The 13,936-nt window shown below is 40.3% G+C and carries 14 protein-coding genes and 1 pseudogene; 1 reads left to right on the top strand and 14 read right to left on the bottom strand.

Annotated features, from left to right (window positions below):
• Nucleotides 1-8 precede the first annotated feature (8 nt).
• The gene (gene rbsB, locus VRHSUH09_RS02215) at nt 9-911 is read left to right on the top strand and encodes a ribose ABC transporter substrate-binding protein RbsB (RefSeq protein WP_054748330.1); all 903 of its coding nucleotides are present in this window, start codon (nt 9-11) and stop codon (nt 909-911) included.
• 56 nt (nt 912-967) lie between these two features.
• On the opposite strand, the gene VRHSUH09_RS02210 is transcribed toward rbsB, so the two are convergent.
• From VRHSUH09_RS02210 to VRHSUH09_RS02145, 14 genes and pseudogenes are all read right to left on the bottom strand, one after another.
• Entirely contained in the window at nt 968-1,366 is a 399-nt protein-coding gene (locus VRHSUH09_RS02210) for a hypothetical protein (RefSeq protein ID WP_105081246.1), read from the bottom strand.
• A 202-nt stretch (nt 1,367-1,568) separates the two neighbouring features.
• A complete protein-coding gene (locus tag VRHSUH09_RS02205) occupies nt 1,569-2,051 on the bottom strand; it encodes a GNAT family N-acetyltransferase (protein WP_105081245.1) in 483 nt (160 codons plus the stop codon).
• 12 nt (nt 2,052-2,063) lie between these two features.
• The gene (locus VRHSUH09_RS02200) at nt 2,064-2,837 is read right to left on the bottom strand and encodes an amino acid ABC transporter ATP-binding protein (RefSeq protein ID WP_105081244.1); all 774 of its coding nucleotides are present in this window, start codon (nt 2,835-2,837) and stop codon (nt 2,064-2,066) included.
• On the bottom strand, nt 2,834-3,550 hold the full coding sequence (locus tag VRHSUH09_RS02195) for an amino acid ABC transporter permease (protein WP_008603263.1): 717 nt from the start codon (nt 3,548-3,550) through the stop codon (nt 2,834-2,836). The genes VRHSUH09_RS02200 and VRHSUH09_RS02195 overlap by 4 nt, the downstream gene beginning before the upstream one ends.
• Nucleotides 3,551-3,556: 6 nt before the next feature.
• Entirely contained in the window at nt 3,557-4,273 is a 717-nt protein-coding gene (locus VRHSUH09_RS02190) for an amino acid ABC transporter permease (protein WP_105081243.1), read from the bottom strand.
• 55 nt (nt 4,274-4,328) lie between these two features.
• Complete coding sequence (locus VRHSUH09_RS02185) at nt 4,329-5,168, bottom strand: transporter substrate-binding domain-containing protein (RefSeq protein WP_105081242.1); 840 nt, start codon at nt 5,166-5,168, stop codon at nt 4,329-4,331.
• Nucleotides 5,161-6,567, bottom strand: coding sequence for an MmgE/PrpD family protein (locus VRHSUH09_RS02180; RefSeq protein ID WP_105081241.1), 1,407 nt, complete (start codon nt 6,565-6,567; stop codon nt 5,161-5,163). The genes VRHSUH09_RS02185 and VRHSUH09_RS02180 overlap by 8 nt, the downstream gene beginning before the upstream one ends.
• 112 nt (nt 6,568-6,679) lie before the next feature.
• The gene (locus VRHSUH09_RS02175; protein ID WP_054748335.1) at nt 6,680-7,795 is read right to left on the bottom strand and encodes a glutathione S-transferase C-terminal domain-containing protein; all 1,116 of its coding nucleotides are present in this window, start codon (nt 7,793-7,795) and stop codon (nt 6,680-6,682) included.
• Between the two features lie 356 nt (nt 7,796-8,151).
• Nucleotides 8,152-9,441, bottom strand: coding sequence for a YadA-like family protein (locus VRHSUH09_RS02170; protein ID WP_105081240.1), 1,290 nt, complete (start codon nt 9,439-9,441; stop codon nt 8,152-8,154).
• A 453-nt stretch (nt 9,442-9,894) separates the two neighbouring features.
• Nucleotides 9,895-10,548: a pyroglutamyl-peptidase I gene (gene pcp, locus VRHSUH09_RS02165; RefSeq protein ID WP_105081239.1), complete on the bottom strand. Its 654-nt coding sequence runs from the start codon at nt 10,546-10,548 to the stop codon at nt 9,895-9,897.
• A gap of 46 nt (nt 10,549-10,594) precedes the next feature.
• Entirely contained in the window at nt 10,595-11,524 is a 930-nt protein-coding gene (locus tag VRHSUH09_RS02160; RefSeq protein WP_105081238.1) for a DUF979 domain-containing protein, read from the bottom strand.
• Nucleotide 11,525: 1 nt separating this feature from the next.
• A complete protein-coding gene (locus VRHSUH09_RS02155) occupies nt 11,526-12,275 on the bottom strand; it encodes a DUF969 domain-containing protein (protein WP_105081237.1) in 750 nt (249 codons plus the stop codon).
• A 199-nt stretch (nt 12,276-12,474) separates the two neighbouring features.
• Nucleotides 12,475-12,960 (bottom strand): GNAT family N-acetyltransferase, encoded by a 486-nt coding sequence (locus tag VRHSUH09_RS02150; protein WP_054748344.1) that lies wholly within the window; start codon nt 12,958-12,960, stop codon nt 12,475-12,477.
• A gap of 287 nt (nt 12,961-13,247) precedes the next feature.
• A pseudogene (locus VRHSUH09_RS02145) lies at nt 13,248-13,936 on the bottom strand (transposase); the annotation flags it as partial.

Genomic DNA, 13,936 nt, shown 5'->3' with positions numbered 1-13,936 from the left:
AGGTTCCTATGAAAAAACTATTGTTACTATTGGCGATGGCCGTTATGGTTATCGGTCTTGTAGCAGGCTGTGGTAAAAGCGCTGATAACGGCGGCGATAAAAAATCCGGCACAATCGGCTTCTCTGTTTCCACATTGAACAACCCATTCTTCGTAACTATGAAGGAAGGCGTTGAGGCTCAAGCTAAAGCGCTTGGTCTTAAAGTTAAAATCGTTGATGCTCAAAACGACCCTGCAAAACAAGCAAACGATATTTCTGACTTGCTTGAAAGCGGCGTTTCCGTATTGATCATTAACCCTGTAGACTCTGCAGCTATCTCTACTTCCGTAGAAGCAGCAAATGCTAAAAACATTCCTGTAATCACTGTTGACCGTTCTGCGGATAAAGGCAAAGTAGTAGCTCACATCGCTTCCGATAACGTAAAAGGCGGCGAAATGGCAGCTCAATTGATCGTTGAAAAAGTAGGCAAAGCTGCAAAAGTAGCTGAAATCGAAGGTATCCCTGGCGCTTCCGCTACACGTGAACGCGGCCAAGGTTTCCACAACGTAGCTGACAAAGACTTAACAGTAGTAGCAAAACAAAGTGCTGACTTCGACCGCACAAAAGGTTTGAACGTAGCAACAAATATCTTGCAAGCTAACCCTGATGTACAAGCTATCTTCGCTCATAACGACGAAATGGCATTGGGCGCTATTCAAGCAGCTAAATCCGCAGGCAAAACAATCTTCATCGTAGGCTTCGACGGTACTGCTGACGCAGACAAAGCCGTTAAAGACGGCACATTGGCTGCAACAATTGCTCAACAACCAGACCAAATGGGTAAAATCGCTATCGATACAGCTCAAAAAGTTATCAAAGGCGAAGCTGTAGAAGCTAAAATCCCTGTAGATCTTAAAGTTGTTAAAAAATAATTGTATATAGAAACTGGGTACAGAAAAAGAGTCGCATCTTAAAGACGCGACTCTTTTTATTTCGGCTCTCTTTCCAAAAATTCTCTGAAAAATTCAATAAACCTCGGTAAATATGTTTGATCTAAACTTTCAATAGTCATATTACATTTGTAATTATAAATGGTACAGATGTTAATCTCCATTGTTAGAGCACCCTTTTGATCTAACGAGAATACAAGTGTATCCCCTTCTCCAGTTAATACATAAGTGAAGGTTGCGGTCCCTTTACAATTCTCATATAGCTCAACTAATTCTTTGTATCCCCTATGAATACCAGACCAGTCACTAGGGTCAATGTACCCAGCACAGATATTGTAGCCCTGTTTAATATATACGCCAAACACACCAAATTGAGATAACTCTATATCCATATCAAAAGCAATGGTTAAATTTGGTTCATTTACAATTTCATACATCCTATTCACACTCCACAAATAGTAATATTTTCATTTATTATAACATTACATGCATTAACAAAATAGTAACTAGAAATAAAATAGCGACTAGTTGATTATCTTAACTAGTCGCTATTTGTATTGTACATCCCTAAAAATATTTCTGATTTAGAAAATAAGTTAAGTTATCTAAATTTGTAATCCAAACAATTCGGGAATTTTATTACAATGTTTTCTTAAAAAATATGGTCGTATGTACTTTTCCAGGTAGTTGTACTCGTTTGTATTCTTTAAAGCCAAAACTTTCATACATTTTAGCAAGCCATGGGTGTTCTGCAGCGGTACCAAGTGTTACGGCTGGTGTTTTATATACGTTGCGCAATAGTTCTTCTGCTTCGGCCAGGACTTCACGAGCATAGCCCTTTCCTTTATGTTCAGGGGCCGTCACAAAGTGTGCAATATGCGGGTATACATCTGGTGTAGCCTTTGGTATCCAAGGCATGCGGAATGAAATAGAGCATACCAAGGAACTCTCTACGTAGAGACCGAATACAGGATATTTTAAGATCCATGCACGAGACTCTTCTTGGCTAAAGTTGATGGCATCAAAGGATATAGGATAGTTCTTATTCTCTGCATATCCTGCAATCAACACCTCATGATACTCAGCCGCATCATCTACAGTTAATTGTCTAAATTCTTTCATTATGTACCTCGTTTAAAGTGCTGCGCTATCTAGAGGCAATTCACTATCGAGTGTAAGGTAACGGCTCAAGAATTTACGTGTTCGTTCTTCTTTAGGATGTTCAAGGACCACTTTAGGATCGCCTTGTTCTACGATGACGCCGCCTTCCATGAATACGACTTGGTCAGCTACTTCTTTAGCAAAGCCAATTTCATGGGTTACGATGATCATCGTAACCTCTAACTCTTTAGCAATTTTACGGATAACAGCCAATACTTCCCCTACGAGCTCTGGGTCAAGGGCTGATGTAGGTTCGTCAAAGAGAATAACCTCTGGATCCATCGCAAGGGCACGAGCGATACCGATACGTTGTTGTTGCCCCCCTGAAAGTTGTACAGGATAGTAATCATCATAGCCTTCCATGCCTACTTCCTTGAGGAAGCGTTGCGCAATGTCACGGGCTTCAGATTTTTTCATCTTCTTAACCGTTACAAGGCCTTCCATGATGTTTTCAATAACTGTCTTATTAGAAAATAAGTTATAAGACTGGAATACCATGGATGTATTGCGGCGTACGTTTAAGATTTCCTTGTTAGACGCTTTATGTAGGTCTACAGAAATATCGTTTAATTGCATCGTCCCAGCATCGGCCTTTTCAAGGAAGTTCAATGTTCTAAGGAACGTCGTCTTACCACTGCCAGATGGGCCAAGGATAACCGTTACGGACCCTGTTGGCACATGTAGGTCGATGCCCTTTAAAATTTCACGGTTCCCGAAGGATTTGTGAACTTGTTTAATATCTATCATAATGCATTACCTCGTTTATACTTGCTTGCATAGACTTCTAAACGATGGAAGATAAATTCAAAGACAATCCCCATCACCCAGAATAGACCGGCCACCACGATGTAGGCCTCAAAATACTGCGAATTTTCCTCTGTATATAACTTTGCAGCGCCAAATAATTCAATAACAGTGATGACAAATACAATACTGGTACTCTTCATGGTATTAAGGAATTGGTTTGTAAATAGTGGCAATGCAAAGACTGTCGCTTGTGGCAATACAATGCGACGGAACGCTTGGAACCAAGTCATACCAATGGCTTGAGCCGCTTCCATTTGTCCTTTCGGTACAGATTGCAAGGCAGCCCGGAAGATTTCACTCAAATAGGCCCCTGTATGCAAGGTTAAGCCTACAACGGCTACGAAGGTAGCTGGCACCTTTTCAAAAGGCACATGCACCCCTGTTTGATCCTCTAAGGCGAGGAAAAGAATTGGCAAGCCATAGTACACAAGGTATAAGAGAACCATGTTCGGAATACTACGGCACAATAATACGTACAAATAACTGAGCTGACTGAGCACAGGTACTTTATTTTGTTGTAGCACGCAACTCAATAACCCTAGGATTGTACCCAAACCAACGCTGAGGAAGGTGATCATGAGGGTTACTTTCACATAAGGAATGACAGCAAAGAAGGTGCCATAAATATAGGTTGAATCAATTATATGTCCCATACGCCCCTACTCCTCACTGATCAAAATGCGTTGCGATTCTTTGCCCGCAACGGTAAAACGTTTTTCAAGCAATCGGCCCAAGAGGGACACGATGATAATTAAAATGCCATAAATGATGGCTGCATCTACGAATAATTCAAGATAGCGCTGACTATTGCCGCCCATGAGGTCCGCCTTACGCATCATATCTACAACGCCGACGTTAAAGATGAGGGCCGTCCCTTTCAACATGCCGATAACGAGGTTCGTCAACGGTGGAATGCTCATGGTGAAAGCCTGTGGCAAGATGATGCGCACATAGCTTTGGAACTCGGTCATACCAAGGCTTTTAGCGGCTTCCTTTTCACCAGGCGCAACCGCATCAATACTGGAGCGCATGATTTCGGCACTATATGCTGCGATATGTAAAGTAAACACGGCGTATACGAATACGAGGCCCGGCACATTTTTCATGTTAAGCCCCATATGGGACATGATTTCTGGCACCCCAAAGTATATGAGGAACAGCTGTACCAAGAATGGCGTGCCCCGCATAAAGGATATAAATACGATAAATAATTGGTTTAATACTGGTACCTTCTTGAGGCGAATGATAGCTATAATAGAGCCTAATATAACACCTAAGATGGCAGAAATAACGGTGATGAGCACCGTTACGTGCACATAATTCAAGAGCTGTGGAAACGCTTGGATCATGTAGGACACATCAAAATACTTGCCCACAGTAGCACCTCGTTTCTATACATAATAGAATAAGGCCGCCAAGGCGGCCTATTCGTTATTTTTGTGTTGGATCGAATGTGTAATCCCCACCAAGATATTGTTCAGAAAGTTTTTTCAACGTACCATCAGCACGCATTTCTTTCATCGTTTTATCGATTTTTTCGTTTACTTGTTTCATATCATCTGTACGTTTAGACAAGAAGTATGTTGGTACTACTGCCAATACATCGCCTACGGCTTTGAGTGGTAAGCCACGGTCCTTAATAGCAGAATTAATTACGTATTCGTATTCACCTGCTGCATCGGCACGACCGGTAGCAACGAGGTTCAATGTTTCAGCGCCTGCTTTATCTGTGTAGATAATGTCAATTGGTGGATTAGCTGTTTCGTTGAATTGTTTTACCAATTCGTTGAACTCAGAGGATGTAGTAACGGCGATTTTTTTGCCTTTCAAATCATCTAGTTTAGAAATGTCATTGCGGTCATTTTTAACTACTAATTTACGAGTAGAGTAGTTGTTAACCTCATTTGTGTAGTAGTATTTTGCTTCACGAGTTGGGTTACGACGCATTTGGTTCGCAATCATATCCACTTGGCCTGCATCCATCGCTACGAAGGCAGCATCAACGGCCATAGGCTTAAAGTTGAAGTGAAGGTCTGGATTACGACGTTCAATTTCTTTCAACAATTCCACGTCAAAACCTGTAAGGTTGCCGTTATCATCTGTGTAGGAATAAGGACGAACTGTACCGCGTGTAGCTACGTTAATCACTTTTGCATCTGGATTTACTTTCGTCTCCTTAGATGTATCATCGCCGCAACCAGCCACAACAAGCACGCCTAGTGCTAATGCGCCGATGGCGAATAATTTCGTCAATTTCTTTGTATTAAACATGTAAAACTCCTTCTTTTCGCAATGTTTGCAAGAATGGCTCTACCTCATCGGTACGGGTAAAAGCCTCCATTATTCTATCTATTTGGTCCGCCTGCAAGGTGAGGCCAAGCTTAATGCGTATATCCTCTAAGGTAAGAGGATTATTCGGCGATCCTTTCGAATTGTTCACCGTTTCTGTGAAAGTTTCTCCATTTTTCAAGGTAACGGTTACTTTCGTAATCCGCTCTGTTTGGGATACCTTCGGCAAATCATAGAGCCGTTCTATACGATTCATATAGTCTCGTACTGATTGGTCTATGGTATCTATCTTAAATAGTTCGTCTTGTACCGCCCCATAAGCGAGGACTTGGTACACGATGTACTCTATAGAAAACTGACCTTCTCGACCTGTTATTGGCGATGTATAGCGCAATGCCGTATCAGCACCAGGTGGGAAGTGTACAGTAACTCTATCTATATCATCCCAAAGGGAAGAAACGAGGGTGGCACATAGTCTACGTTTACCTTGTTCCTCTGCATCTGGTGAAACGTTGTAGTGCTTAGACACATACGAAGAAGATGTAGTATATATACTATGTGCCACGGTTTCAGCTGCTTCAGCGCCACAAATGGCTGCCGAGCAATAAGGGTGGACTTTCATCCATAAACCAGGGTCAATGAGTTGCCCTGGTGCAAGCCAACGGCTAATAATATCATTTGATGTAACGGTAATATTACCGATGGTTTTAAACCAACCCCGTTCAGGGTCAAACGGTTTTGTGCTTGTTTGAAGTGATGTATATTGCAACAGTTCGTAAGCCCATACACCATTGCGTGCTGCTAGTCCCGCATGGAGCGGCTTACCATCTGTACCACTTTGAAAGAACATGCCCGCCGATTGAGTGGCAGCCAGAGACAGGAGCTGAGCCAAGTTTTCACCATGAAGGCCTCGCAAAGCGCCTATAGCGGCCGCCGCCCCAATAACACCAACGGTCCCCGTAGAATGCCATCCTTGGGTCCGATGGGCAGGATTGATGAGAGAACCAATGATTCCCTCAAGCTCGGCACCAATGATATAAGCACGAAGGAAATCGTACCACCTATCGGTGGGCTCGAGCACTGCTAATAGAGCAGAATATAAAACAGTACTGAAGTGACCCGCCAAATTTGCCTGGGCATCATCAAAATCTAGATAATGAGAAGCAAAACCATAATATAAGGCTTTATCAGCTTTAGATACATTTTCTCCATTAGTCCCGCTGAGCCGAGCCAAGTCCTGAACGGCTTGTTCCGACTCAGCTGGCGCTAGGGACGCCAGATAATCTAGAAAGGCAATACGCGCTACTGACAAGAGGTCCTCACGGTTCGACACATTCGTTTGTTCTATGTAGTTCACAATCGTCTGTGTTACTGAATCCATGGGCCCTCCTCTGAGCTATTTATAATTGAATAGATAATCTATTAAGTATTTAGCAATGATATATGTATCCAACTAATTATCTATCTAATTATTAATCTAATGATTTATCTAATTATTTACCAAATTTCTCAGCACGGTCATTTGGTTCTAACCAAATAGAATCGTCTGGACCTTTTGGAATGAGGCGTGGTAGATCTTCAAATGGTGTATGGTCTACGTAGTAGAAACGTTTACGCATAGAGTCGAAGTCTGTTGTACCACCGAATGCTGGATTGGAGTACAAATCCTTCGCGTAGTTCCAAAGGTTTGGATAGTCTACGAGGCGTTTTTTATTAACCAAGTATTTTTGGTAGAATACGAGGTCAAAGCGAGCCAATGTTGGGAAGATACGGATATCTGGATCTGTAATCGTATCGCCCATCAAGTAACGTTGCTTGCTAAGGCGTTCTTCAAGCCAGTCCAAGCGAGCAAAGATACGATCGTAGTAGTACTCGTAATCTTTTTGGTTTGTTACGAGAGCCGCCAAGTTTACCGCTAAGTTAAAATCAGCGTAGATAATAACGTTCAACGCATCGATATCGGCACGTAATTCCTCTGGATAAATATCTGGTGCATCAGGCGAGATGAAATCTTTAAAGCCCAATGCTAATTCTGTAGTCAACGCATGGTAATCGTTGTTTACTACCGCACCAGTTGTAACATCTACAATGGCTGGTACTGTGGAACGTGCATCGTAGTTCGGATCACCTTTGCGGTACGCTTCACCTAAGGAGTGAATGCCTAGTACCGGATCCTTTTCATCTTTATCAAGGGTAAAGAACCAGTCTGCAATAACCCCTGCTGGACGCAATGGATCAACAGTACCTTTAGAGATTACCGTATCTAAGCCAAGCAAATCGATGGCTATAGCAATACGGTGAGCCCAAGGGCAATGTTTAGACCATACAAGACGGTAACGGTCTTTTTCTACAGGTAAAAACCCTGGTTCACTCCCAAAAGGTGTTGTGAATTGAGGTTCTTCGCTATCAGAATATTTTTGACGACGGTTAAAATTCGATGCATCTTTACCTTCATACTCCTTTTGCTCCCCTTGAGAACGAGGGTTACTAGACTGAAACTCAGAAAAATCGATAGGACAAGGATTCATAGCACGTTGAAACTCAACTTCTTTTCGAGCTGCCGCGATACTGGGATCCTTGATGTTGCTTACATCTACGTGTTCACTCATTCTATACTCCTATAGAGGTCATCTCTATTCGCTTTACAATTCTTATTTTGAAAGCTACTGTGATATCCCTCACTTATTCCTACTAACTTAATATGATTATGTAATTATAATATATTATTTAAATACCTATGTCAATAGTAGGTATTTAAAATTTATAATGATTATTGAAAATAAAATATCATTCTATGTAAAAGTATAGAAAATCATGCTACATACATCACCTAAAGGAGAAATACTCCATTTAACCTTATAAACATAAAAATAGAGCTATATCTACTGCAGATATAGCTCTATTTGCACATTACACAAGATAAGTTATTGTATACATCATATAAGAATATTATTTACTATTATTTCTATTCGTTTGATTTTCTATTTGCTAGCGCATTAACCTTTGCTTCCAATGCAGCAATACGATTTACATCAGCTTCATGTTGAGCTTTTAATGTCTCTACCTCTTGTGAAAGTACATTGATAGCATTAGTATCTTGACTAGCCATCTTTTCACTAGCAGGACCAACCTTAAAAGAGGCACCTACATTAAACATAGTACTGTTTTGCCCAACCGTAGAGCCTACAGAGAATTGAGCGATCTTGTTTGGCGTGAAGAAGGCACCTAAAGCCATCGCTTTTTCGCCTTTATAAGAACCGCCTGCTACCGCTAGATTCCACTTTGTTCCATCATCAGACTGTACTGGATGGAGCCCTGCTAATGCCGCACTCATAGCACCTACTCTATTAATATTACTATCTAAACGATTAATATTAGAGTCTAATCGTTCAATAGATCCTGTGCTAGCTGATATGGATTGCTTCAAAGCATTTACATCAGCTGCTTTTACATCAGCTACCAATTTATTATCCTCTACATGCAAACCATCTCCCACATTTACATTAACTACATGATCATCTCCAATAGTAGTGCCAACGCCACCTGTATAGGTCGCATAGTCGCGAACTCGTTTCAATTGCGCCACATTAACCGCATCATCATCGCGTGTCCCTGCAGTTAAGTTTGTAATTTGACGATTCCCATAAGACTTAGAGCCAACTGCGACAGCACCCATTTTAGATACCCAAGTATTACTATTCCCGTCACTGTCCTCTATGAGATAGCCCTTCTCTCCTGCCCCAACAATAGCGTGGGAGCGCGCCCCTAAAGCTACAGCGTTATCTATTTTGGGTTCTACTTGTGAGAAGTAACCTAGCGCAGTACTTTCTGTTGCATAAGCTTTACTATAGCTACCAAGCGCTACAGCCCCTGTTGTTTTTGCACTATACATAGAAGCAGATGCATTAGAACCTATAACCGTAGAATTTTCACCATTTGTACTCGCACGTTGGCCTACAACAGTGGCACCGCGTGCGTTACTAGCACTAGCATTACCAACAACTACAGTCTCTCCAGCTAATGCATCTTGTTTACCAAAACCACCATAACCGATAGCTAGAACCTCTCCAACCCAGCCTTTATTAGTGTAGCCTTGATCTTTACCAATAAAGATCGCCTTCTTCCCCGCTACAAATGTTACCGTAGGCGCATCTGTACTAGGATTAACAGCTGTACTATCTGCTGCTAAACTAGTTGTCATCACGCCACAACCAAGACACGCTGCTAACACTAATGCTTTTTTACTTACCCTCATAAATTCCTCCTGACTACAAATAACTTATCAGGTTAAGTATACTGTAATATGAATTTTTATTAAAATTAGACATTCTAATCAATATCCCCTAAAACTCAAACAAGAAAAGCAGCATGTATCTTTAACTATCATATCTATTCTAAGACTATTAATAAGTTATAATTATGCATACCAAGAACCAGTTACACCTCCTATATAAGCGGCTATTATACCATCCACTATAAGAGGCGATTATACGATTCTACTATAAGAGATTATTATCCGCCTTATAGAAACTATTATTTTTCCTATAAAAGTTATTATCCAGGCTATGCAAGAAACGATTATATAAAATTAAAGAGAGCCTATAGATTGTCTCCCCATCAAGTAAAACCGGGAATAGACAACCCATAGACTCTCTATCAACTTTTTATTTTATAAATAGAACAGGACTGTTAAGAATTAGTCCTTAGATTATTCGTGTGGCGTTGTATATGTTATGTTTTGTGCTTCGTAGCTTTCACCATGAGCTAATACGTGAACAATAGTTTCTAACGTAGCGCGTACGGTCTCAACAGCCATGCTCGGTTGATCTGGCTTGTTCACTACTTGGGATGGCAAGTACGGAATATGCATGAAGCCCGCTTTAACATTACCTTTTTGAGTTGCATAATGTAGCACACCGTACATAATATGATTACATACAAAGGTGCCTGCTGTATTAGACACTCTCGCAGGAATACCTGCTTGGTGCAACGCATTTACCATATCCTTAATAGGAAGTGTAGCAAAGTAAGCACTTGGGCCATCAGCTACAACAGGTTCATCGGTAGGTTGGTTGCCACCATTGTCTGGAATGCGGAAATCATCGCAATTTATGGCTACCCGTTCAATCGTAATATCTGGGCGACCGCCAGCTTGGCCTACACAAAGAATAAAATCAGGGTTGCATGTATCGGCTGCTTCTATCGCAGTTTTAACAGATGTATACCGCACAGTTGGCACCATTTGAGTCACCACTTTGTAGTCCCCGTCTGTGTAACCATCCATCGTTTTAACAGCTTCCCACGCAGGATTGATACTTTCACCACCGAAAGGATCAAAACCGGTAATCAAAATCGTTTTCATCATAGTACCTCATAACAATATCAAAGGATATTATACATAAAATAGATTAAAGGAAATAGTACATTAACAGAATATTCAATGTAAGCATTACGATAGCTACAGGAATTTGAGCCTTAATAACACCGTAGGTATCCTTCATTTCAAGAAGCGCCACAGGAACAATATTGAAATTTGCTGCCATTGGCGTCATCAAGGTACCACAATAACCAGCAAGCATTGCAATAGGACCAATCACCGCTGGATTAGCACCATGACCTGCAACAAGCATCGGTACGCCAATAGCACTAGTAATCATAGCAAAGGCTGCAAAGGCATTCCCCATAATCATTGTGAAGAAAGCCATGCCAATACAATACGCTACAACGATGAGAAATACGTTATCTGCAGGAACTATGCTAGCTACCATACTTGAGATCAACTTGCCTACCCCTGCAAGGTTAAATAGATACCCAAGGGCTGCTAATAATTGAGACAAGATAGCAGTCCAACCGATAGCATCGAGAAGACGACGACCTTCATGGAAACTTTGACCGACCTTAGCTTTCGTAATATATAAGGCTACACATAGGGCAATAATAGAAGCAATGGCAAGGCCTACAAGAGCACCCAGTTTCGTGAAGAACCCGATGATGAACGTAATAATACCAACGAGCAATGCCGGAATAAAGATCACATTACCAATACGCAAGGCTTCCATTTTTTTGAAATCTATAGCAGATTCAAAATAATTCCCTTTACCAAGTTGTTTAAACAACACAATTGCCGCCATAGCAATTACGAGCCAACCATTGATTTCTTTAGACATATAAGAGCCAAAGATAAAGGAAATACCATATAATAGCCAGAACAGACCAGTACCAATACGATGATTATGGTCCTTATCGACAAAAGATTGTATGGAAAAAATAACTAAGATAATACCTACTAAAAGATATACAAAGTCTAAGGGCTGCATTTTATATAATAACTCCAACATATTATTTGCCCCCTTTCGCTAACTCTTCTGGTGTAACGAGGATATTAAGCTCATTTGGCACAAGTTTGCCAGCTTTCATATCCGCCTCGTCTTGAGCCACACTAGCTTGAATTGTTTTATCAAAAATAAAGAATCGAATAACACTCACTATATAGGCACATATTGCTGTAGGAACTCCATATAGCACCATATCTGTAAGCTCAACATTATAGCCGAGCTGCTCCATAACACCTTTAATCAATAAAAGGCCACCCGCTGCAAGGAACAAATTTTGACCAAAAAAGTTACCAATATTATCTGTAGATGCCGCTACACCACGAATCTTATCGAGTGTAGATTGAGATATAGGGCGACCTTGCGCTACCGCAGCTTCACTCATAGGAGAAATCAAAGGACGAACCATAGCTACAAGACCCGACATACTAATACCCAAAGCTACTGTTACTTGTCGAACAAATAGATATATCATGAAAATACGGCCAGCTGTTGCGGCTTGAATCTTACCGATCAATATTTCTGCCCGTTCACGTAAACCGTGGCGTTCCATAATACCAATTACAGGAAGTACCAAGGCAAATAGTGACATATAACGGTTTTTTACGAAAGCCTCCCCAATAGCACCAACGATCTCGTTTATGCTCAGCCCTGCCGAAAGCCCTGTCACAAAGCCTGCTGCAATAACAACTAACAATGCATTAAAGCGTAGCATCAAACCGATGACCATCACTAAAATGCCCGATAAAATAATCATATGGACACATCCTTTCTACAAACTACCCATAATCGTATATAACCGCAAAGGCACAGTATATATATTATGTATATTATATATGAATATATTATATATCAAATAGTAATAATATCACACAATAAATCGCCTTGTAATGTATTTTAATAGATTGCTACAAACCAAAAACTACTAAAAGTGTATTACAAGGCGATTTACTTATTTAACTCAACTCTTTTTTGAACAAAATTGTAGTATGTTGTTTTCCTCTAAAATGAACTTTATCATACGCTGTAAAGCCAAAGGATTCATACATCTTAGGCAACCATGGATGCTCCTTGGCAGTCCCCAAGGTTACTGTATGTGTTTTAAACTGTTCCTTTAAAAGCTCTTCTGCATAGCCCAAGGTTTCCCGTGCATAGCCTTTACCTTTGAAAGCTGGCGCTGTTACAAAGTGTGCAATATGTGGATATTTATCCGGTGTAGAATATTTCACCCAAGGCATGCAAAACGTAATGGAGCTCACTAATTCTCCATCGATATATAACCCATACACGGGATAATTTTCAATCCACTCCTTAGATTCTGCTTCTGTAAAATCAATGGCATCAAAGGTGATTGGATAGTCTTTAATCGCTGCATAGCCATCGATTAACACCTTATGATATTCTGCTGTATCTGCTACTGTTAATTGTCTAAATTCTTTCATGGTCTTTCTCCTCATTCTATATTTTTATTCACAAACTATGTATATTTATTTGATTTATGAACGTAATTATACACCTATACGTATCAACTTGCAATATTTTTACATAAATATTATATATAATGTTAATGCCTAATATAGAATTATACTATTAAATATAGTAATAATCGCATTTTAGCGTATAAGAGAATCAATTGACGTCAAGTGCATAAAGATAAAACTCTCCATATGTTATACCTATCATTAATACTTTCTATTTTTGGGGGTTATAGGACAAAAAGTGTGTGTGACTAATCCCAATAAGTTGGAAAATCTGTAGACATATGTAGCTCATTCCAAACAGGAGCATCCCCCCATTGAGGGATTGAACGATCTATTTGGCAATAATCAGATAACCGTTTGTAGATAGCAGTAATCGATTCATCTGTAGGCATATAATTTAATATATCTGAAATAGAAAGCGGTCTTGGTGAGTGCATATAGCACCACTAATAGACCGCTTTTAGTCTTCTTTCAAGTGAAAGACCCCTATGAGCCCGTAACATACTTCTTAGTTGAGCATTTACTCCACCTTCAATACGATTATTTGTTGTAGGTATTGTAATATCAAAACATTCCAAAAAAGTAAATAAAGTTTGTTGCCTAATCAGACGCCATAATGATGATTCAGCCTTAAGCAAACGCTCATGTGTAGAGCGTTTGTTTCCGAATTCATCAATCGTCATTTCTCGTAAAAAATCAGAATATGTCATTCGCCACGCTGAAAGCTCATTAATCCATATAAAGGCTTGATCCATTGTTTTCACATTAAATAAAGCTTTGGCAAGACTATAAAGGTCCTTCCCAGCTAACGTTTTAGGTCTACTTGTCGTATATCGTCTAACCTGACAAAAAATGTGAAACAGGCATCTTTGGTGACTGCTATGAGGCCAAACTTTACGTAATGCTTTAGGCAAACCATTAGCACCATCAGACACAA

It is taken from the genome of Veillonella rogosae JCM 15642, assembly GCF_002959775.1.
Taxonomy (GTDB): domain Bacteria; phylum Bacillota; class Negativicutes; order Veillonellales; family Veillonellaceae; genus Veillonella; species Veillonella rogosae.
This window is presented reverse-complemented; position numbering and strand designations above follow the sequence as displayed.